The 19,325-nt window shown below is 49.9% G+C and carries 16 protein-coding genes and 1 CRISPR repeat array; of the genes, 4 read left to right on the forward strand and 12 right to left on the reverse strand.

The genetic code is table 11. The annotated features are described in order from the left end of the window. Window positions 1-80: 80 nt before the first annotated feature. The gene (locus PYCH_RS03220) at window positions 81-4,226 is read right to left on the reverse strand and encodes a bifunctional RecB family nuclease/DEAD/DEAH box helicase (RefSeq protein ID WP_237698688.1); all 4,146 of its coding nucleotides are present in this window, start codon (window positions 4,224-4,226) and stop codon (window positions 81-83) included. Window positions 4,227-4,392: 166 nt separating this feature from the next. On the opposite strand from PYCH_RS03220, the gene PYCH_RS03225 reads away from it, so the two are divergent. Further along, window positions 4,393-6,021, forward strand: coding sequence for a Na+/H+ antiporter NhaC family protein (locus tag PYCH_RS03225; protein WP_013905401.1), 1,629 nt, complete (start codon window positions 4,393-4,395; stop codon window positions 6,019-6,021). 539 nt (window positions 6,022-6,560) lie between these two features. After that, a CRISPR array of direct repeats spans window positions 6,561-7,612; the repeat unit is 30 nt; unit sequence GTTCCAATAAGACTCAAAGAGAATTGAAAG. A 732-nt stretch (window positions 7,613-8,344) separates the two neighbouring features. Here the strand turns inward: PYCH_RS03225 and porB are convergent. From porB to PYCH_RS03260, 7 genes are all read right to left on the reverse strand, one after another. Then, on the reverse strand, window positions 8,345-9,340 hold the full coding sequence (porB, locus tag PYCH_RS03230) for a pyruvate synthase subunit PorB (RefSeq protein ID WP_013905405.1): 996 nt from the start codon (window positions 9,338-9,340) through the stop codon (window positions 8,345-8,347). Between the two features lie 10 nt (window positions 9,341-9,350). After that, window positions 9,351-10,538 (reverse strand): pyruvate synthase subunit PorA, encoded by a 1,188-nt coding sequence (gene porA / locus PYCH_RS03235; RefSeq protein WP_013905406.1) that lies wholly within the window; start codon window positions 10,536-10,538, stop codon window positions 9,351-9,353. Between the two features lie 11 nt (window positions 10,539-10,549). After that, window positions 10,550-10,867 (reverse strand): pyruvate synthase subunit PorD, encoded by a 318-nt coding sequence (gene porD / locus PYCH_RS03240; protein ID WP_013905407.1) that lies wholly within the window; start codon window positions 10,865-10,867, stop codon window positions 10,550-10,552. A gap of 61 nt (window positions 10,868-10,928) precedes the next feature. Continuing rightward, window positions 10,929-11,864: a 3-methyl-2-oxobutanoate dehydrogenase subunit beta gene (locus tag PYCH_RS03245; RefSeq protein WP_013905408.1), complete on the reverse strand. Its 936-nt coding sequence runs from the start codon at window positions 11,862-11,864 to the stop codon at window positions 10,929-10,931. Between the two features lie 5 nt (window positions 11,865-11,869). Further along, a complete protein-coding gene (porA, locus tag PYCH_RS03250; protein WP_013905409.1) occupies window positions 11,870-13,054 on the reverse strand; it encodes a 2-ketoisovalerate ferredoxin oxidoreductase subunit alpha in 1,185 nt (394 codons plus the stop codon). A 10-nt stretch (window positions 13,055-13,064) separates the two neighbouring features. Beyond that, a complete protein-coding gene (locus PYCH_RS03255; RefSeq protein ID WP_013905410.1) occupies window positions 13,065-13,382 on the reverse strand; it encodes a 3-methyl-2-oxobutanoate dehydrogenase subunit delta in 318 nt (105 codons plus the stop codon). Window positions 13,383-13,411: 29 nt separating this feature from the next. Further along, on the reverse strand, window positions 13,412-13,969 hold the full coding sequence (locus PYCH_RS03260) for a pyruvate/ketoisovalerate ferredoxin oxidoreductase subunit gamma (RefSeq protein ID WP_013905411.1): 558 nt from the start codon (window positions 13,967-13,969) through the stop codon (window positions 13,412-13,414). Window positions 13,970-14,145: 176 nt separating this feature from the next. Between PYCH_RS03260 and PYCH_RS03265 the strand changes: the two genes are divergently transcribed. Next, complete coding sequence (locus tag PYCH_RS03265; protein ID WP_013905412.1) at window positions 14,146-15,102, forward strand: inorganic phosphate transporter; 957 nt, start codon at window positions 14,146-14,148, stop codon at window positions 15,100-15,102. Here PYCH_RS03265 and hflX read toward each other — a convergent pair. Together hflX and PYCH_RS03275 are read right to left on the reverse strand one after the other, a co-directional pair. Then, window positions 15,080-16,360, reverse strand: a complete 1,281-nt coding sequence (gene hflX / locus PYCH_RS03270; RefSeq protein ID WP_013905413.1) for a GTPase HflX — start codon at window positions 16,358-16,360, stop codon at window positions 15,080-15,082. The genes PYCH_RS03265 and hflX overlap by 23 nt on opposite strands. 38 nt (window positions 16,361-16,398) lie before the next feature. Then, the gene (locus tag PYCH_RS03275) at window positions 16,399-16,680 is read right to left on the reverse strand and encodes a DUF3216 domain-containing protein (RefSeq protein WP_013905414.1); all 282 of its coding nucleotides are present in this window, start codon (window positions 16,678-16,680) and stop codon (window positions 16,399-16,401) included. A 60-nt stretch (window positions 16,681-16,740) separates the two neighbouring features. Between PYCH_RS03275 and PYCH_RS03280 the strand changes: the two genes are divergently transcribed. Then, on the forward strand, window positions 16,741-17,577 hold the full coding sequence (locus PYCH_RS03280; protein ID WP_013905415.1) for a fumarate hydratase: 837 nt from the start codon (window positions 16,741-16,743) through the stop codon (window positions 17,575-17,577). Continuing rightward, on the forward strand, window positions 17,568-18,101 hold the full coding sequence (locus PYCH_RS03285; protein ID WP_048058184.1) for a FumA C-terminus/TtdB family hydratase beta subunit: 534 nt from the start codon (window positions 17,568-17,570) through the stop codon (window positions 18,099-18,101). Before PYCH_RS03280 ends, PYCH_RS03285 begins: the two co-directional genes overlap by 10 nt. Here PYCH_RS03285 and PYCH_RS03290 read toward each other — a convergent pair. Then, window positions 18,064-18,744 (reverse strand): cysteate racemase, encoded by a 681-nt coding sequence (locus PYCH_RS03290; protein ID WP_013905417.1) that lies wholly within the window; start codon window positions 18,742-18,744, stop codon window positions 18,064-18,066. The genes PYCH_RS03285 and PYCH_RS03290 overlap by 38 nt on opposite strands. Next, window positions 18,741-19,259 (reverse strand): cob(I)yrinic acid a,c-diamide adenosyltransferase, encoded by a 519-nt coding sequence (locus PYCH_RS03295; protein WP_013905418.1) that lies wholly within the window; start codon window positions 19,257-19,259, stop codon window positions 18,741-18,743. The genes PYCH_RS03290 and PYCH_RS03295 overlap by 4 nt, the downstream gene beginning before the upstream one ends. Window positions 19,260-19,325: the final 66 nt, after the last annotated feature.

Consider the following 19,325-nt stretch of genomic DNA (forward strand, 5'->3'; position numbering starts at 1 on the left):
GCTGGAAGGTTAGCCGTAACGACATTTACAAACCAAAAGTTACGGCTAACCAGAACGGTTGTACGAGGAGATTTAATGGGCTATCTAAACGCTCTGAATTTGTCCGTTCTCAGTTCTTCTTTTCTGGTCATGAGCAGGTAGAATTTTTTCCATGGCCTGAGCTTTTCGAAATGGTCTAGGTCGTGGGCGGAAAGTGTGAAGAGGTTCTCCGAGGCTATTAATATGAGCTTCTCTTTTGCCCTGCTGGCGGCGACGTTAAGCCTGTTGGGGTTGTAGATGAAGTCGAATACTTGCATTAGGTAGGCTGGATCGCTTGATGTCATTGAGACTATTATCACGTCTCTTTCTCCTCCCTGAAATCTTTCCACAGTATCAACTTCGGCCTTATTCCCAATTAGTGATTTTATGAGCCTTTTCTGTGCCCTGTATGGCACTACAATGCCAATGCTAAGTCCGTTCGGGATTTTGGAAACTATTTCTGCAACTAGTTTTGCTTCGAACTCGTTAATTTTTGTTGATGATGACTCTTCATGCACGATGAGGACTACGGGGTGTTTGGGGTCAAGAATCCATCCAACCCAGCTCCTTTCTCTGGATGCTTCTCTAAGCAATTTCAGCTTTTCCTCGTCGTACTTCTTTTCGCTCTCAAGTTCTATGCCGTCGAAGATGTAGAATAGTTCTGTGTGCAACTTTGCCAGTGCTTCTGGTAGCCTATAGGTTTTTTTGAGCCTGTAAACTGGCAGGATATCGTCTTTGTTTGCAATCCATTCTGGGGGGTCTCTTCCAAGTATTCTCTTGAATTTCTTGAGCTCCCTCTCCTCAAGCTCGCCCCTAAGGAAGCGGATGAAGTTTATGGCGGAAAGGAATGGCAAGTGTTCTTCTATTGTTTTCCTGTCTTCAAGCTCCCATTCGTGAACCTGGATGGGCTGCATTTGTCGATGGTCTCCGACGATCAGAACTTGGCCTCTAGCTGGAGCCGTTGCGAGGAGGAAAATTGGGAGATCCATCATACTTGCCTCATCGACAACAACTAGATCAGCTTTTCCCCATTCTACAATTTTTGCTAAGGTTTGTGGGGTCGCGAAGAGCACCTTGACGAGTCCCCTTTTGGATATGATCGCTTCTAGGCTTCTTTGGCCTCCGCCGAAATTCAACTTCTCGTGTTCGAATTTTATGTTCTTGATTCCTTCAAGCTCTCTCTTAATGCTCTCGATGGCTTCTTCGTTTGCCAATCCCCTTATGAGCTCCACATTTTTCAGCTCTGGGATGAGGGGAGAAAGCTCCTCCAGTAATCTTGCGGTCTTTATTAGGGCCTCGTTCACGGCCCTGTGGGATATGGCAGTTACTATGAAGAGGGCATCCTTTTTCCGTTTTATGGAGGAATAGGCTCTAGCAAGTATGGCTGGGGCAACTGCTCTGGCAGTCTTCCCAGTGCCTGGAGGCCCTTGGAGAGACACGAGAAATGAGTGGATGTCCTTCACGAACTTCTTCTGCTCCTCATTAAGCTTTGCAACATTCTCAAGTTTCACAAGGAACTCTTCTATGTCCTCTTCCTGCCAGATGTTTATCTTAAAGTTGTCGTCGGATGTCTCTACTTTTCCGGCGGAATATATCGCAGAGAGCTTTTCGTATACGTAGTGTCGCTTTCCCCTGATTATCTTTTCCAGGACATCGTATGCGCGGGACATGCTGATGTCATCGATGGATGGATCAAGGACTATGATACTGCCCTTCGAGATTACATTGGCCTTGCCTATTGTTATTTTTCCCTTCTTGCAGGAAAACCCCTCGTGAGAGAATATGAACCTGCCCCTCCCCGGCGTTCCAATTAGTTTGACCTCCACGCTACCATCATCGTGGTCTATCCTGGTTATAACACCAAGGGGAGATCTTCTAATGACTCTTGCGGGGTCCTCGTTACCAAAAGCTTCCAATGGAGTTACGGCAACCCAGGATCCTTCGTCTAAGTCAATCAAAACTTCTTCCTTGGAATAGGGCCTCCAAGTTTCCGAATCTGGGAGTACTATCTTGCCCCGTATGAAGCACCCGCTTTTAGACGTGATTACATCTTCAACTTGCACAAAGGCCGATTTCTCAAGGTATGCTCGGGTTTCTCTTGGGAGTCTATAGTATTGTTCGAGCTGTTGTTTTCTCGCGAAGAATTCTAGCATCTGATATTCCATTAAGACGCTTGCCAAGTTGGGACTCTCTAAATCAAAGCTCTCAAGTTCCCTCATGCTCAGCGGTTCCTTTGGAACCCACGCATCTTTTACCTTCTCAGGTATTCTTCTCTCGATGTGCCTCACTGCCAGAGCCATCTGCTTCAGCATCTCGAGCAGGCTGTCTTTTTTCTCATCAAGCAGGGCCTGCCAAAAGGCAGTGAAGGGTATCTGCTCGTCTTCCCTGTTGAATACAGGATACAGTGCCTTGCTTTTGCTGTCTAGACCTTCCTCCGCGATGCTGTAGAGCTTTTCAAGATTTATTTCATAACCCCTCCTTTCCGCAAGGAACTTGAATATTTCTTCAAATCCATTCACGACTCGCCACTTAAAGCCGAATTGAGAGGCCACGAGCATTATTCCAAGCCCAGGCGGGAATCGTAACGCGTGCCTTGAGATGAGTTCGTCCTTTATTATAGAGTAGCCTTCTTGATCTATCGCCCGCCTAAGGCTGAGTAATGCTCTAATGGCTCTGCTACCATAAAGGTGGGGATGCCTCCTAACGGCATCCATCAGTGCGTCGCGGTGGAACCTGCTGTAAAAGTAAAGGTGGAGGAACACTTCATCCCCATTACAGGATTCTACTTTCCTTCCAACTTTGTATGTCTCGCCTTCCAGGTTGGGGGCCACTTGGCGAATGGCAGCGAACAGCTTCCTAAAGAACTTATCCAGCATGAGCCCCTCAAGCTTTTCTCCAATTTCGGGATCCATTGGAGGTTCCTCAACAACTTCAGCCACAATCTCCATCTTTCCAGTCATAGTATTTTCAACGACGGCGGATGCTCCAAGTAACGTATCAGTTATGTGGCTTTGTTCAATGAAGAGATAAACTCTAACCAGTGAGCCTGCCGGATAATTTTCAGGACATTTACCCTCGCAGGTATCCTTTGGTAAGTTATACCCAGTCCCCGGAATGAACTCAGGCCAGGCTTTATCCCCTGGCACTCTGTCGAGCTCCCTCTTTATCACCTGAGCCAATCTGGAGAGCTTTGGAAGGTTCGTTATGCCCACAACTCTCATCAGTTTTAGAACAATATCGGGCCTCCTCATCACAGGTTCCGAAAAGTTCGTCGGCCAAAGCGAGGAAAACTCAAAGAGTCCGGCCAGGTCGTCCACAGTGTTCACTCCAACACTCTTGAAGGCCTCCTGATGGCCGGGAGGTATTCCAAGCAGTCCAAGACTTCTAGCTTCAACGGCTTCCTTTATGCACACCGGCTCAAAAGGACACTCCGCGCACCTTGCAGTTAGCCAGAGATGAGACCTTCCCCCCCTCAGCACCCTTGCAAAGGGACCATTTTCTGAAAGCTTTCCTTCAAGCGTCATTACGTATTCTTCAACATCTCTGGAGAACTCAAAGCTCTCCGGTGGCCACCCCTTCAGCTTCCCTTTGGTGATTACTGCCAGCAGAATCCTTCCCCGAATTTTAAGCTCTTCAAGCATTTGGGCTAGCAGATAAGCATATGTAACGGCCTGAAAACGATGGGCGAGCTTTTCTTCCCTCGTGAACTTGGCCTCGAGGATATAAAAGGTGCTACCCTCCCTCACGATGAAGTCAGCCCTCCCGCTGACTATGAACGCACCGATCCTTCCTCGAAGGTGCGGCTGGTAAAGTAGAAGCTTATCCTCCCGCTTGAGAAGCTCTCCAACCCTCTCAAAACACTCCTGATCCGAAGAACATAGAATTATGTTTTTCGGAAAGAACCTGTTGAAAAAGGAGAAGGAACCATCCCGCTTACAGCTAGTAAAAAACCCGTAGAATTGCGTGTTCAGTAAAATATGCCTCAGCCGCCTGAGAAGCTCAACCTCAAAATTTTCTCCCCATTTCGCGAGTGACCTACCAGCTTCCTCTTTCACCTTCAGAACAAGCTTATACTTCTCAAGTTCGCCCCTCTTATACGAGAAAAGTAGCCTCAGGTAATTTGAGCATTCCTGAAGCTCGAAAAACCTCGCTATCTCGCTGGGATGGAGTATCTCCGGCATAACTACCCCCAAGTTATAATACTCCAACGATGTTTATATAAATACATGCCTGGCAAATTTAGCCACAACTTCTTGGAGTAGCCTGCTGGTTTGTTCACCATAAATGACCATTGAAGCCTAAAAAGGTTCTAAGAAGATTTTTATACGTGATTTTTGTAAAATTTTGATCGAACACATCAAGGAGGTGCAAAACGTGACAGATTACGGCATCTTGTCCCTTTTGCCCCCTCTAGTAGCCATAGGTTTGGCAATACTGACGAAAAGAGTGCTATTTGCATTGTTCTTCGGAGTATGGGTCGGTGGCCTTTTAGTTGCAGGGGGAGACCCAATAGGAGCTACGGTTCAGACCCTCAAATGGATCGTCCTCAACATAGCCTCAGCATGGGAGGAAAACGGTCAACTAGTCACTGACCTTTGGAATACACGGATATTAGTATTTGATACATTGATCGGTGCCGGTGTGGCTTTAATATACAAAGCGGGTGGAATGAACGCCATTGCAAAAGCCGTAACAAAGAAAGTTAAAAGTAGCAGAGCTGCTTCTTTAATGGCGGCAATCTTCGGAACCATAATTTTCTTTGATGATTATACAAATACAATAATAGTCGGCAACACAATGAGACCAATAACAGACAGGACGAGAGTATCGAGAGAATTTTTGGCATACGCTGATGATTCTACGGCAGCCCCTGTGGCCGTTCTAGCAGTTGTTTCAACCTGGATAGGCTACGAACTTGGACTCTTAAAAGATGCCCTAGCAAGTATAGGAGAAAATATAAGCGCCTACTCAGCATGGTTTGCAAGCTGGCCCTACAGGTTCTATCCAATACTGGCAATAATCTTGGTTTATTTAGTTGCAATTACCCACAGACATTATGGCCCTATGCTCAAAGCCGAATACAGAGCAAGGACAACAGGAAAAGTACTCAGAGACGGCGCCCAGCCCATGATGACCACTGAAATAGATGTCGGAACGCCAATTAAGGGCAAAGAGAACATATGGGTTTTTATACTGCCAGTGATAACGCTGATAGCTTTGACTTTCATAGGACTATGGGTCACCGGTGGAGGAAGTGAGGCATATGCAAAAGGTGGATTCCAAGAGGTTCTGTCAAACGCAGATTCAACTTGGGCTCTTGTCTGGGGCTCCTTTGGAATGGTCATCGTAGCAATGGCCCTCATTCTCGGAATGAAAATCATGGATCTCAAACAAGTTGAAGAAACAATCGTTGCAGGAATGAAACAGATGCACTTTGCTATGATGATCCTCATCCTCGCCTGGAGCATTAAAAGTGCATGTGACGCCGTAGGAACTGCAGACTATGTTGTAAGAGTTGCCTCAGATATTCTCTCACCCAGCTTAGTGCCATTTGTAATTTTCGTTATCTCAGCATTCATATCATTTACCACCGGAACTTCCTGGGGAACCTTCGCAATAATGATGCCAATAGCCGTACCACTAGCCTACCACCTAAGCGGAGGCCTCGGCCCAGTTGTCTACGCCAGCATAGCCTCGGTATTTGCTGGAGGTGTCTTCGGAGACCACTGCTCACCAATAAGCGACACTACAATCATGAGCTCAATGTTCTCAGGCTGCGACCATATAGATCACGTGAACACACAGATACCATACGCACTCACCGCAGCAATCATCGGGGCCATAATGTTACTACTGTTCGCCATAGGAATAACAAACGGCTGGCTACTACTGGCCATTGCAATACCTATGTTGATAGGCTTTCACTACATTCTAAGTGAGTGGTATGGAAAGAAAGTCGGCATCCCTCACGGGAAAGTCCCAATATACATTGTAGAGGAATGACCCCTTACCCTTTTTAATTCTTAACCTAACTGCCCGCAAAAGGCTCAGCAATTGAAAACGAAAATTTTTAGATACTAGTTTTGAACAGTTATTTTGCCTAAAAATGCTGAGATATTTTTCTTTTGGGCAAATGGTGGGTTGTGGGGGGTTTGGAGGGTTTTAGTAATGTTTTGTTGGTATATAACGTTTTGTTGTGTTTTTTCGTGTGTTTTGTGACGAATTTTTTTCGGAGTTGGGAGTGGGGTGGGGAGAACAGTCCTCTCACGCAAAACCCTATTGAAATTGTGTCTTTTTCCACTTACTGTTAAATTATTCCTTAATTTTTGATTTAATTGGTTGAGAAACCGTTGGAAGCCTTATGATCACTTTCGATCATTGAAATTATGGGGTTTTTTAGAAGCTTTTTACCAAAAGTTTTGACTCCTCAAGACTGCATTTCAAGCCCTCTCAAGGCCTCGTTAAGACCCCCTCGCCAAAAGATTTATAAAATCCAAGACTCCCAAGAAAAGCATAGAAGAAAACAAGCAAAAAACCCACCTGTTCCAATAAGACTCAAAGAGAATTGAAAGTCCGGGCTAACCTCGTAAGTCTGGACGTTCGTCTCGGGGGTTCCAATAAGACTCAAAGAGAATTGAAAGTCCCCTGCTCCGGCTTCTTCATCGTGAAGAAGAACATCGTTCCAATAAGACTCAAAGAGAATTGAAAGCCCCGGCTCGGAGCTCAAATCAGGAAAAGGTTCAAATGTTCCAATAAGACTCAAAGAGAATTGAAAGTTCTAATAATCACGAGTACGACGTCTTCGTCGTCATGTTCCAATAAGACTCAAAGAGAATTGAAAGTCGTTTTCTTCATTATTATCTATGTCATTACACCTATGTTCCAATAAGACTCAAAGAGAATTGAAAGCGGGGCGCGAGCCGGCGGGAAATCCGCCCCCGCGGGGGTTCCAATAAGACTCAAAGAGAATTGAAAGCTGGATCTCTCTGAATTCTTCTGGATCACTAGTAACCTGTTCCAATAAGACTCAAAGAGAATTGAAAGTACTGAGAAGCATTACTATCGTGAACTCTGGGCTGTGTTCCAATAAGACTCAAAGAGAATTGAAAGTCGGGCTTCCGCCCCAGACTGGCCTGTGGACGTAAATCACGACCTCGTTCCAATAAGACTCAAAGAGAATTGAAAGGCAGTAGTTTGTGCTGCTCGTTCATAACTACATATAGTGTTCCAATAAGACTCAAAGAGAATTGAAAGGTTGGGGCGGAGATAATAGACTTCGAGGGCGCCGCGAGCGTTCCAATAAGACTCAAAGAGAATTGAAAGTCATTCGCAGTGTATAAAAACACGTGGTTGGCGGTGTTCCAATAAGACTCAAAGAGAATTGAAAGAAGAAGAAGGGTGTCGAGGATGTCGTTTTCGACGTGTATCTCGGTTCCAATAAGACTCAAAGAGAATTGAAAGCTTTGAAATTCTCGTAGAGGCCATTGGGGTCCCGGGGTGTTCCAATAAGACTCAAAGAGAATTGAAAGACGTACTCTACAAAGATCTCAAATAACTCCTCCTCGTTCCAATAAGACTCAAAGAGAATTGAAAGCTTCTTTCAAGCCGGAAATGGTTGCGGCCGGCTTGTAGGTTCCAATAAGACTCCTGGGTTCCAAAGAGAATTGAAAGTGTGTTTGGAGGGGGTTTGTGATTGTTTTTATTCTTATTTTTGCTATTCGTTAGTTGGGTTGGGTTATTATTTTGATTATCTGTTGGTTGGATCTTAAGTTATTATGAGCTCTATCCGTGCTGTTGGGTGCTTGTAAGGACGCTTTATATCTGGTGGTTTTGAGGGGAAGGGGCGGGTGTTGAATGTCAGGTTAATTGTGGGGACGTGTGATGGTGAAATTTTCAGGACTCGCGTGTTGATTAATGTCATGACAAGCCAGCCCAACGATTACTACTGAAGTTCGTTAACCAGGCAATGCTAAAATCCCACCTTCACTCACAAAATTTCTTCTCGAACTTCCCACCACTCGCAAAATAAAAAATAAAAAATACTATAACCCACCCCAACACTTTGCGTAAAAAACTAACGCAAACCCAACAACCACCACCAAAACAAAAAGAAAAAATACGTAGCTACGTCAAGAACAAGTAATTTTTTGAATATGGTTAACGTAACAATTTGCAGGTTATTCCATAAATTGCAATGTGATGTCTCTTTGTTCTCCCACGATATCAAAGTTGAAGACCTAGCTTGAGCTCGATATAATTTAAAGGGGCTTTGCTCCAGCAAGCAAGATAATAATTTAAAAATTAAACCAAAAGTTGAAAAACGGAGTCACTCTTCAGGCTTCGGCAGGATGGCTTCCACACCAAGGACCTTCCACATTGCCTTTATCTGCTCGCGGAGCTGGTCGATGGCTTCTGGGCTCTTGAAGAGGTGCTTGAACCTGCCCTGGAGCTTAAGGTACTCTTCTATGGGCTTCTTAAACTCTATCCTGACTACTCTGCCTCCTTCCCTGTGGACCTTGGCCCCTCCCCCTGGTGGCTGTATCTTGATGTTGTGGAAGTCACCGTTCTCAATCTCGAAGAGCGGCCATATGCCTGTCTCGATTGCAAGGCGGGCTATCTCAATGCCCTTCTCCAGTGGTGTCCTCCAGCCGGTTGGGCAGGTGCAGTGGACCTGGACGAATGCTGGGCCATCAACTTTGGCCGCCTTCTTCATCTTCTTGATGAAGTCGAAGGGATTAGCTATGCTTGCCGTAGCTACGTAGGGTATCTGGTGGGCCGCGGCTATGAGAGCTACCCACTTCTTGGGCTTGTCCTCACCTATTGAGAGCTTGCCCGGTGGTGAGGTGGTCGTCCAGGCTCCGTAGGGGGTGGAGCTTGAGCGCTGAATTCCCGTGTTCATGTAAGCTTCGTTGTCATACATGAGATAGACAACGTTGTGCCACCTTTCGAGCATACCGCTCAGGGCCTGCATACCTATGTCGGCGGTTCCACCATCACCAGCTATGGCCAATATCTTGCCCTTCCTGCCGAGCTTCTTCCAAGCCGCTTCAATTCCCGATGCAACGGCAGCAGCGTTCTCGAAGGCCACGTGAATCCAGGGTGCCTTCCATGATGTGTACGGGAAGACGGCGCTAACAACCTCCATACATCCGGTGGCCTGGGCTATGGCGAAGGCGTTTGGATCACCATACTTCTCCTCCATGGCCTCGCTAAAAGCCTTGGTTGCAAGCCTGAGAGCGGTGGCACAGCCGCAACCGGCACAGGCGGCGTGACCAGGTGCCCAGTACTCGCGAGTGGTAACGGGGGGCTTTCTAACTGCCATCTCCATCACCTCACAGTATCTCCTTCCTAAGTCCTATCCAGTTAATAGGCTTCTCAACCTTACCCTCCTCAAGAGCCCTCCTGGTTATGGAGAAGGCCTCGTCAAGTTGCTCGAAGGTAACATCCCTTCCACCAAGTCCCGCTATGAAGTCCAGCATCAGAGGCTTCTCCTTCTCGTTTATGAGAGTGGCAGAGGCATCCGTGAAGACCGCTCCATAGAGCCCGATTGTGATGTTCTTCTCGATGAACGCAAGCACCTTGGTCTTCTTCGCAAGGGCCTTGATCTCCTCGACTGGGAACGGCCTGTAAACGGTTATCTTTGCTGCTCCTACCTTGTAGCCCTCCTCCCTCTTCTTGTCCACCCACTCCTTTAGGGTTCCGGCGAGAGAGCCCATGGTAACGAAGATCATCTCGGCGTCATCTGTGCGGTACTCCTCAATCTTCTGGTACTTCCTGCCAAACCTCTTCTCGAACTCGGCGAAGGCCTCGTCAATGACTTCCTTTGCCCTCTCCATAGCCTCCCAAACCTTGTACCTCGCCTCCATGTAATGGGCTGGGAAGGCAAGTGTGCCCTGGGTTATGGGCCTGGCGGGGTCGAGATAAGCGTGCTTTGGCTCGTACTCGCCTAGGAATTCGTCCACGACTTCCTGGTCAGGTATCTCAACTGGTTCGACGGTGTGCGTTAGGATGAACGCGTCGAAACCAACCATAGCCGGGAGAAGAACGCGCTCGTCTTCAGCCACCTTGTAGGCTATCAGGATGAGGTCGAGAGCTTCTTGATTATTCTCGGCATAGAACTGAATCCAGCCCGTGTCTCTCTGGCTTATCGTGTCCTGCCAGTCGTTCCAGATGTTTATTGGAGCCGATAGAGCTCTGTTGCCTATGGCCATGACTATTGGAAGCCTCATGCCTGCGGCAATGAAGAGTATCTCATGCATCAAAGCAAGACCCTGAGAAGCTGTGGCGGTGAACGTCCTAACGCCAGCGGCAGCGGCGCCAACACAGGCCGAGATGGCGGAGTGCTCGCTCTCGACCTTTATGAACTCAGCATCGAGCTCTCCGTTGGCCACGAACTCGCTTATCTTCTCGGGCACGAGGGTCGAGGGTGTGATGGGGAACGCGGCTATGACCTTTGGCTTGGCAAGCTTGGCCGCCCAAGCGGCCGCCTCGTTGGCCTTCATAACCTTCCTAATCGGCATCTTTCACCACCTCACTTAACTTCCCTAACCATTTCTATCGCCTTTGCCGGGCATTCGTTAGCGCAGATGCCACAACCCTTACAGTAGTCGTAGTCGAAGACCGGATAGCCCTCATCGTCAAGATAGATAGACGGCTCCGGACAGTAGATGTAGCAGAGGTAGCACCTGACACACTTATCCCTGTGGAACTCTGGTCTGAAGACCCTCCAGCTACCTGTCTTGTTTATGACGCTACTTCCGGGAATGTAGACTATCGCCCCGGGCGTCATCTTCTCGGTGAGTTCCCTCTGGGCCCTCTCTATATCGGCCTTAAACGGACTTTCCGCCATACCTACCACCCCAGGCAAGTTATACACTCGGCACCTTAAATAGATCTCGAAAAAAGGAAAGTCAGCCGAACACTTCAGCAAGTTTCTTGAGCCTCTCCCACTCATCAAGCACCCACTTCTGAAGAATTTCCACGTCTTCCTTGGTCATGTACTTGAACCTGCCCTGGAGCTTGAGGAACTCCTCGATTGGCTTGGGCTCCTTCTTGGGATTTGGCATGTTTATTTTGTACTTCCCATTCTCGTACTCGAAGAGCGGGAAGTAAGCCGTCTGCACGGCCAAGCGGGCAAGCTCAATTGTCTTGTCGGTCGGGGCACGCCAACCAGTTGGGCATGGAGCAAAGAGCTGGATGAAACTTGGCCCCGGTATCTTTTGGGCCTTCTTGAGCTTCCTTATTAGATCCTCCGGATAGGCGATGCTCGCCGTAGCAGCGTAAGGTATGCGGTGAGCTATAACGATGTCTATGACCTTCTTCTTGTGCTTCTTCTCAAGGAAGTGCCTCTTCCCGCCCGGCGTGTTGGTTGTCCAGGCTCCGTAGGGGGTGGAGCTTGAGCGCTGAATTCCCGTGTTCATGTAAGCTTCGTTGTCATACATAATGTAGACCGCATCATGTCCCCTCTCAAGCATGCCAGAGAGAGCTTGGAGTCCTATATCAGCAGTCCCACCGTCGCCGGCCCATCCAACGACCATAATGCCATCGTCACCCTTAACCTTGTAGCCAAGAGCCTTGAGGCCGGCCTCAATGCCGCTTATCACTGCACCAGTGGTCTCGAAGGCGGTATGGAAGAGCGGGACATTGAGGGTAGAGTACGGCCAGGGGCCAGCGATTATAGTCGAACAGCAGGCGGGAATCGCAATTATCGTCTTCTTGCCGTAGGCCTTAAGCACGTAGCGGAGAGCAAGGGAGGCACCACAACCCTGGCAAGCGGTGTGGCCGGCGAAGAAGTGCTCCTCAAAGGGTATCGTGACCTTTTTCTTAACGTTCTCGGGAACCTCCATCCTTCTCACCTCTTGAGGTGATACCACTCCACTTCCTTATCCAGCTTGCCCCTCTCGATGAGCTTCCTCATATCATCAGCTATGACCTTCGCGTCCTTCACAGTAAAGTCCCTTCCTCCAAGGCCAACGATGTAATTCTTCATTATTGGCCTAAGGCCGGTGTTGTAAAGAACACCTTTGGCTTCGTTAAAGAGTATGCCCTCCTGACCGAAGGAGAAGTTCCTGTCAAGGACGGCTATTCCCTTGACTCTCTCGGCTATCTCGATAAGCTCCTCCCTCGGGAAAGGCCTGAACCAGCGAACCTTGGCGTAGCCGACCTTGTAACCCTCCCTTCTCAGGATGTCCACAGCCTCCTTAACGGTCCCCATAAGGGAACCCATTCCCATGAAGACGAAGTCCGCATCGTCTATGTAGGCGGTTTCTATCATCTGACTATAGTCCCTACCAAAGCGTTCCCCAAACTCCCTTCCAACTTCCTTAATGACCTCCTTGGCTTTCTCCATGGCCATCGCTATTTTATACCTAAACTCGTAGTAGTCGGCAGGTGTTGCAAGGCCGCCGACGGCGATGGGGTTATCGAAGTCGGTGAGCGTGTAGAGAGGCTTCCTCGGCGGAAGGAACTCGTCAACGAGCTCCTGGGGAATCATTTCAACGATATCGTAGGTGTGGCTCAGGATGAAAGCACTCTCGATGACCATGGCAGGCAGGTTAACGGTCTCGGCGACCCTGAATGCCATCAAAACGCCATCGTAAACCTCCTGATTGTTCTCAGCATAGAACTGCATCCAGCCAGTATCCCTCTGCGACAAGCTATCGGTCTGATCATCCCAAACGCTCCAAGGCGGAGCCATAGCCCTGTTAACGTCCACCATGACTATCGGTAGCCTGGCATTGCTAGCCCAGTGAAGCATCTCGTGCATCAAAGCTAAACCTTGAGCGGACGTGGCCGTGAAAACCCTAGCCCCCGTAGCGGAGGCACCTATACAAGCAGCCATCGCCGAGTGCTCGCTCTCAACGGGGATATACTGAATATCAGCCTCACCGTTAGCTATAAACTCGGCTATCTTCTCGATAATGCTTGTTTGCGGTGTGATTGGATAGGCGGCGACAACCTGAACACGAGCGTGGAGAGCCGCATAAGCGGCCGCATAGTTACCACTTATGACCTTCTTAATTGGCTTGTACTCCATACGACCCACCTCACTTCTCCTCTCTAACCATGGTTATAGCCTTCGTTGGGCACTCGTTCGCACAGATGCCACAACCCTTACAGTAATCGTAGTCCACCTCGACGTAACCATCGGGCTTAATGTATATGGCCGGCTCTGGGCAGAACTTCCAGCAGATGTAGCACTTGACACACTTGCTCTTGTCTATGATAGGCATGAAGGTTCTCCAGTCGCCGGTGAAGTTTATGAGCGTCGTTCCGAGGCTTATTGGGGCCTCGGGATACTCGTCCACAGATTTGAGTGATATCCTCCTAACTTCCTCCTTCGCCCTGCCGAACAGGGTGTTCACGTTTATCACCCCAAAGTTAAGAAGGAGACTCAGAGCTCAAAGACCTGCGTCTTCTCATAAGCTTCCCTAGCCGCCCTTGCGTTCTTCTCACCGAGTTCGCCAGAGAAAGTGTCCTTTATGGCTTCCTCAATGCTCTCTATCTTCACAAGACCGGTCGCCTTTGCAACGGCACCGAGGATTGCGGTGTTGGTTATCGGAAGGCCAAGTATCTCCAGGGCTATTGTCGTGGCATCCACGAGGGCAAGCTTGGCGGGCTTCTTCTTGAGCTTCTCCAGAACCTCATCCTTGCTCTTCTCTGTGTTAACTATGACTATCCCGCCCTCCCTAAGGCCTGCAGTAACGTCAACGGTATCAAGGAGAGACGGATCAAGAACGACGACAACATCAGGCTCATATATCTGAGTCTTTATGCGGATTGGCTTCTCGTCTATCCTCGTGAAGGCCGTAACTGGAGCACCCCTGCGCTCGACACCGAAGAAGGGGAAGGCCTGCACATATTTGCCCTCCAAGAACGCTGCTTCGGCAAGAATGTTCGCGGCCGTAACTGCACCTTGTCCACCCCTACCGTGAAAACGAATCTCTATCATCCTTTTTGCCCCCTGAAAGTTTTTTCGGTTTGAATTAAAGGAACCGCATTTATTTAGTTTTCGGTGCAGGAAGAAAGCCCTCACGACGATTGCAGATGTGTATAGCTGAACATCTTATGATAGCGATGAACACGTGAGGGAATAACGTTATTAATGGACCGGGCGGAACTTATAACATGGACACCGCCCTCGTGGCCGCCCTCGCCGTTGGCTTTTACATAGCCTGGAACATAGGCGCCAACGATTCAGCCAACGCCATGGGGACAGCAGTCGGTGCAGGAATACTAAACTTCCGACAGGCCACCTTAACCATCGGCATCTTCGTTATCCTCGGCGCCTACCTTAGAGGCTACAAGGTCATGAAGACCGTTGGAGAAGGAATAATCAGCTCGATGAGCATGGAATTAGCGATCCTCATTCTATTCTCAGCAGGCATATGGGTGACCATTGCAACTATAAAAGGACTCCCCGTCTCAACAACGCAGGCGATAGTGGGAGGTGTAATAGGGGCAGGACTCGCCACGGGCGCGACAATAAACTGGTCCGTAATGGAAAAGGTCGTAGGAGCCTGGGTACTTTCCCCTGTGATAGCAGGGATTTTTGCTGCCCTCCTATACAAGTTTTACTCACGGATTATTGCATCTATAAAGAGCCTCAGAAGGCTTGAGCTCCTTTATAAGTGGATGGCGATCCTTGGAGGCTCTTATATGGCCTTCAACTTCGGGGCTAACGAAGTCGCCAACGCCACGGGACCACTCGTCGGAGCAGACCTCCTCACGCCAAGGTGGGCCGGTCTCTTTGGAGCCATCAGCCTAACCTTGGGAAGCCTCACCTTCAGCTACGCCGTTATGCACACAGTTGGAAAAAAGATAACATCCCTCGGCCCAGTATCAGCCTTCTCAGCCCAGTTCTCCTCGGCAATCGCCGTCAGCCTAGCGAACTACTTCGGCCTCCCTGTGAGCTCGAGTCAGGCAATAGTAGGAGGTGTTGTGGGAGTTGGACTCGCGGCGGGGGAGAGAGTTGATAAGAGAATCGTGGCTGACGTGCTCTTTGGATGGGTAGCAACACCCACGACGGGCATGGTGATAGCCTTCACCCTATCGAAGCTCTTCATGGCGGTTGGGCTGCTCTGAGCTCGACACCCAGCTTCGTAAGCTCTCTTATCATTCCCGCCTGGATGTAGGCTCGAATGGTTGTTTCGGGACCGTATTCAACGGCAACGAGCTCACCGATTGATCTGACGATTGAAAGGACTTTACCCACCTTCTCAGGTTCCCTTATCTTAATCTCGAAGAGCCTGAACTTCGGAAGGCTCAATATCGTCCTCTCGAGAACCTCCAACAACTCCTCAACCCTTCCAAGCCTCGCGGATATCTTGGCAGTACCAGATAGCGTCACGCTCCTCCTCTCAGCAAGCTCCAAGATAAGAGCCTCCTTCTCTCCCGCATCCTCCTCTCCAACCAGATCAACCTTGTTGAGGGCCACGATTATTGGCCTATCAAGAGCCTTCAGCTCCCTGAGGACATCCAAAGAGGCTAAGAACTTCCTGCGGACCTCGGGCCAGGGTTCGCTGGCATCCACAACCAGAACAACAACATCCGCCTTGACAATCTCCTCGAGTGTCGAATGGAAGGCCTCGACTATAAAGGGCGGGAGGTCATCTATGAACCCAACCGTATCGGTGATAAGAACCTTCTTGCCCCTCAGCCTAAAGCGCCTCGTGGTCGTGTCAAGAGTCGTGAACATCTGATTCTTGGCATCCACATCCTCGTTGGTCAGAATATTGAGAAGAGTTGACTTGCCAGCGTTCGTGTATCCGGCCAGTGCTATCAGAACGAATCCCTCTTCTTCCCTCTTCTTCCTCCTCACAGCCCTTTCAGCCCTTATCTTCTCCAGCTCCTCCCTAATCTTGCCCATCCTGTAGCGGATGTGCTTGAGGTACTGCTGCGTCTGGTATTCACCCATACCCTTGAAACCCGCCCTGTCGCCAAGCCTTATCCTCCTTATCGCCTCCTTAACGAGCGGCAACTCATACTGAAGATTTGCCAGCTCCACCTGAAGCTTAGCCTCTTTCGAATGGGCCCTCTTCTCGAATATCTCAAGAACGAGCTGCCACTTATCCATTATCTCAACCCTAAGCTCCCTCCAGAGATTATAAGCTTGGCTTGGAGTAAGGCGGTTAGCAAAGACAACCCTATCAGGCCTAAGAGCTTTTACGAGCTTCTTCACTTCCTCCAGCTTGCCGGGTCCTATGTTATACCGGGGATGCTCCTCCCTGACCTGCTCGACTATGGCAAGAACCTCGTAGCCCGCACTCCTCAGGAGCTCCTCGAACTCCTCCCTACTGGCCCTTCTTCTCGGCTCGTGCCTTATCACCCCAACGACCTTCATCGTTCAAAGATCCTCCCGGAACCTTAATACCTTTCGGCTCAAACCTCAGTAAGCGGAGACCTTGACCTCCTGAAGAGAGCCTCGAGTTCCTCTCTCCTCGCCCTAACCTTACCGAGGAGGGCATCTATTCTCCCATCCTCGTGCCGGATCTTAAGGGTCGTCAAGATACCCTCAAGAAACCCGAGCACAGCGATTTCCACAAACTCATTCCCCCTCTTCCCTTCCAGCTCCCTGTTAAGGCTAACGAAGGAATCTATGGTGGTTATCAACCCCTCTTCACCCAGCTCCCTACAAAGCTCCTTAACCTCCTCAATGAGCATTCTACCCACCGGACAATCTTAAGCACCAAGGTTATAAAGGGCTTGCCTCAACCAAATCTCATGGAGCTCGTGGATGCCCTCGTTGAAGCGATTAGGCTCGCGGTTACCAAAATACCGGACGACGTCGAAAAGGCTCTTACAAGAGCCTACGAGAAAGAGGAAAACGACATTGCGAAGTTCAACATCTCCCTAATACTAAAGGCCATAAAAATCGGGCAGGAAAAAAGAGTGCCCGTCTGCCAGGACACGGGAACGCCAACCTTCTTCGTGGAGCTCGGCGATTACTCAAACCCGGGTGAACTCGTAAAGGCAATAAAAGAGGCCGTTAGGATAACAACGGAAGATGTTCCTCTGAGGCCGAACGCCCTGAACGTCCTAACCAACGAGAATCTCGGAAATTTGCCAATCATCCACATGGAGACCACGGAAGAAAAGGCGACGAGAATAGCAGTGCTAATGAAGGGGGGAGGAAGCGAGAACTGCTCAGCCCTCGCCATGCTAACACCCGCTGAAGGCCTTGATGGATTGAAGAGATTCGTAATCGAGAAGGTAGCGGAGTGCGGTGGCAAGCCCTGTCCCCCCATTATATTAGGGATTGGAGTCGGGGGCACGGCCGAAAAGGCCATGGAGCTCGCCAAAAGAGCCCTGCTCAGGAGAATTGGGGAAAGGAACCCGAACCCCCAGCTTGCGGCCCTTGAGGAGGAACTGCTTAAAGCGGTGAACTCCCTGGGAATCGGACCGATGGGCCTGGGCGGAAAGACGACGGCCCTCGACGTGAAGGTAGAGGTTGCCCCCAGGCACCCTGCGAGCTTTCCAGTTGCCCTTGCCGTTCAGTGTTGGGCCCATAGAAGAGCGTTCGTGGAGATAAAGGGCGGGAGGGTTAGGGTTTGGCAGTGAGGCTGAAGACTCCCCTGAGCGCGAGAGATGTCCTTAGGCTAAAAGTCGGTGACAAGGTGCTCCTCTCTGGTATCGTGTACACGGCAAGAGACCTTGCCCACAAGAGAATCATAAAGGAAGGACCTCCCTTCAACCCGGAGGGCGCCGTCATATATCACTGCGGACCCCTAATTAAAGATGACAGGGTTATCTCGGCAGGACCAACAACGAGCGCCAGGATGAACATCTATCTCGAAGAAGTACTCAGGATGGGCATCCGGGGAATAATCGGGAAAGGAGGCATGATGCCGGAGCCCTTCAGGGGAAGGGCCGTTTACTTTGCATTTCCCGGCGGAGCTGGAAGTCTCGCGGCCGAGCATGTGAGGAGAATAAAGGGCGTCTTCTGGCCAGAGCTCGGGATGCCGGAGGCGGTCTGGGCCCTTGAAGTTGAAGACCTTCCGCTGCTCGTAGCAATAGATGCCCACGGCCGCACGCTCTATCGGAAATTCACTCAAGAGCTAACCTCACGGCCCTCTCAGCTATAACATCCATCGGGTCTACGATGGGAACTGACAGGTCGCCATCGTGGAGGACAAGACTTACTTCCGTGCAACCTGCTATCACGCAATCAACCCTCCCCTCAAGGGACCTTGCGACCTCGAGGATTAGCCTCCTGCCAAGTTCGATGTTCCCAGCCTTAACCCCTTCATATATAGCCCTCATAACCTTTTCCTGCCCTTCTTCGTCCGGCACGACAACCTCTACGGCCCACCTTGCAAGGGCCCTCTCATAAACGCGGCTGACGACGGTGCCCGTCGTGGCAAGCAGGCCAGCTCGTTTGACCCCCATCTCAGCTATTTTCCTGGCGGTCTCCTCCACCATGCTCACGACAGGTATCTTGACTGCCCTTTGAATATCCTCTATGAAGGCGTGGGCCGTATTGCAGGGCATTATTATGAAGTCAGCCCCGCAGGCCTCAAGCCGTTTCGCCGTCTCCACAAGGGCCGGCCTCGGATCCTCCCCATAGCCTAGAATAAAGGCCGTCCTATCCGGTATCTGGGGATTACTGATCACGATAACTTTCGGATGATCCTGATCCCTCCTTGCAGGAACCTTCTCCACTATCCTCCTAAAGAGCTCCGCCGTGGCTAGGGGACCCATACCGCCCAGTATTCCGATAGTCTTCATAGCTTCACCTCCCTAAGCCTCCCCTCCCTAATCTCAATGACCCTCGCCATAAGGAAGAGCAAGTCACTGAGCCTGTTGAGGTATATAAGGGGCTTCTCACCAATGCCGAACTCCCTCAAAACAGTTGCTACCCTGCGCTCCGCCCTTCTCGCAACTGCCCTGCAGACGTCAAGCTTCGCGCTTGCAAGTGTTCCTCCGGGCAGAACGAAGCTTCTCAGCTCAACCTGAGGCTCGTACTTAGCAATAACATTCTCTAGCCATTTTATCTCACCATCACCAACACTCTTCATCCTCCCCTTGCTCCCGAGTTCGGCCATGATGGAGTACAGATGACCCTGAACGGTGTCTATGATTACACGCATCTCATCGTCCAAGTAGTGCCTTGCCTCGCCGAGGAAGCTAGTGAGCTCGTCTATCGTCCCATTGGCTTCAATTATCGGTGAGTCCTTCCAGACGCGATCCCCTCCGAAGAGAGATGTCGTCCCCCTGTCCCCCGTCTTCGTCGTCACCCTCATGACACCCACCTCCCCCAACTTCGCCCACGAGAATATAACGATTATCGCGGCTGGACAACCTTTTAA

It is taken from the genome of Pyrococcus yayanosii CH1, from assembly GCF_000215995.1.
In the GTDB taxonomy this organism is placed as follows: Archaea; Methanobacteriota_B; Thermococci; order Thermococcales; family Thermococcaceae; genus Pyrococcus; species Pyrococcus yayanosii.

Coding starts and splice junctions, on each gene's coding strand:
- porB (WP_013905405.1), bottom strand. CDS start 9,340: ATGGCAGTTAGAAAGCCCCCCGTTACCACTCGCGAGTACTGGGCACCT.
- porA (WP_013905406.1), bottom strand. CDS start 10,538: ATGCCGATTAGGAAGGTTATGAAGGCCAACGAGGCGGCCGCTTGGGCG.
- porD (WP_013905407.1), bottom strand. CDS start 10,867: ATGGCGGAAAGTCCGTTTAAGGCCGATATAGAGAGGGCCCAGAGGGAA.
- PYCH_RS03245 (WP_013905408.1), bottom strand. CDS start 11,864: ATGGAGGTTCCCGAGAACGTTAAGAAAAAGGTCACGATACCCTTTGAG.
- porA (WP_013905409.1), bottom strand. CDS start 13,054: ATGGAGTACAAGCCAATTAAGAAGGTCATAAGTGGTAACTATGCGGCC.
- PYCH_RS03260 (WP_013905411.1), bottom strand. CDS start 13,969: ATGATAGAGATTCGTTTTCACGGTAGGGGTGGACAAGGTGCAGTTACG.
- PYCH_RS03265 (WP_013905412.1), top strand. CDS start 14,146: ATGGACACCGCCCTCGTGGCCGCCCTCGCCGTTGGCTTTTACATAGCC.
- hflX (WP_013905413.1), bottom strand. CDS start 16,360: ATGAAGGTCGTTGGGGTGATAAGGCACGAGCCGAGAAGAAGGGCCAGT.
- PYCH_RS03275 (WP_013905414.1), bottom strand. CDS start 16,680: ATGCTCATTGAGGAGGTTAAGGAGCTTTGTAGGGAGCTGGGTGAAGAG.
- PYCH_RS03280 (WP_013905415.1), top strand. CDS start 16,741: ATGGAGCTCGTGGATGCCCTCGTTGAAGCGATTAGGCTCGCGGTTACC.
- PYCH_RS03290 (WP_013905417.1), bottom strand. CDS start 18,744: ATGAAGACTATCGGAATACTGGGCGGTATGGGTCCCCTAGCCACGGCG.
- PYCH_RS03295 (WP_013905418.1), bottom strand. CDS start 19,259: ATGAGGGTGACGACGAAGACGGGGGACAGGGGGACGACATCTCTCTTC.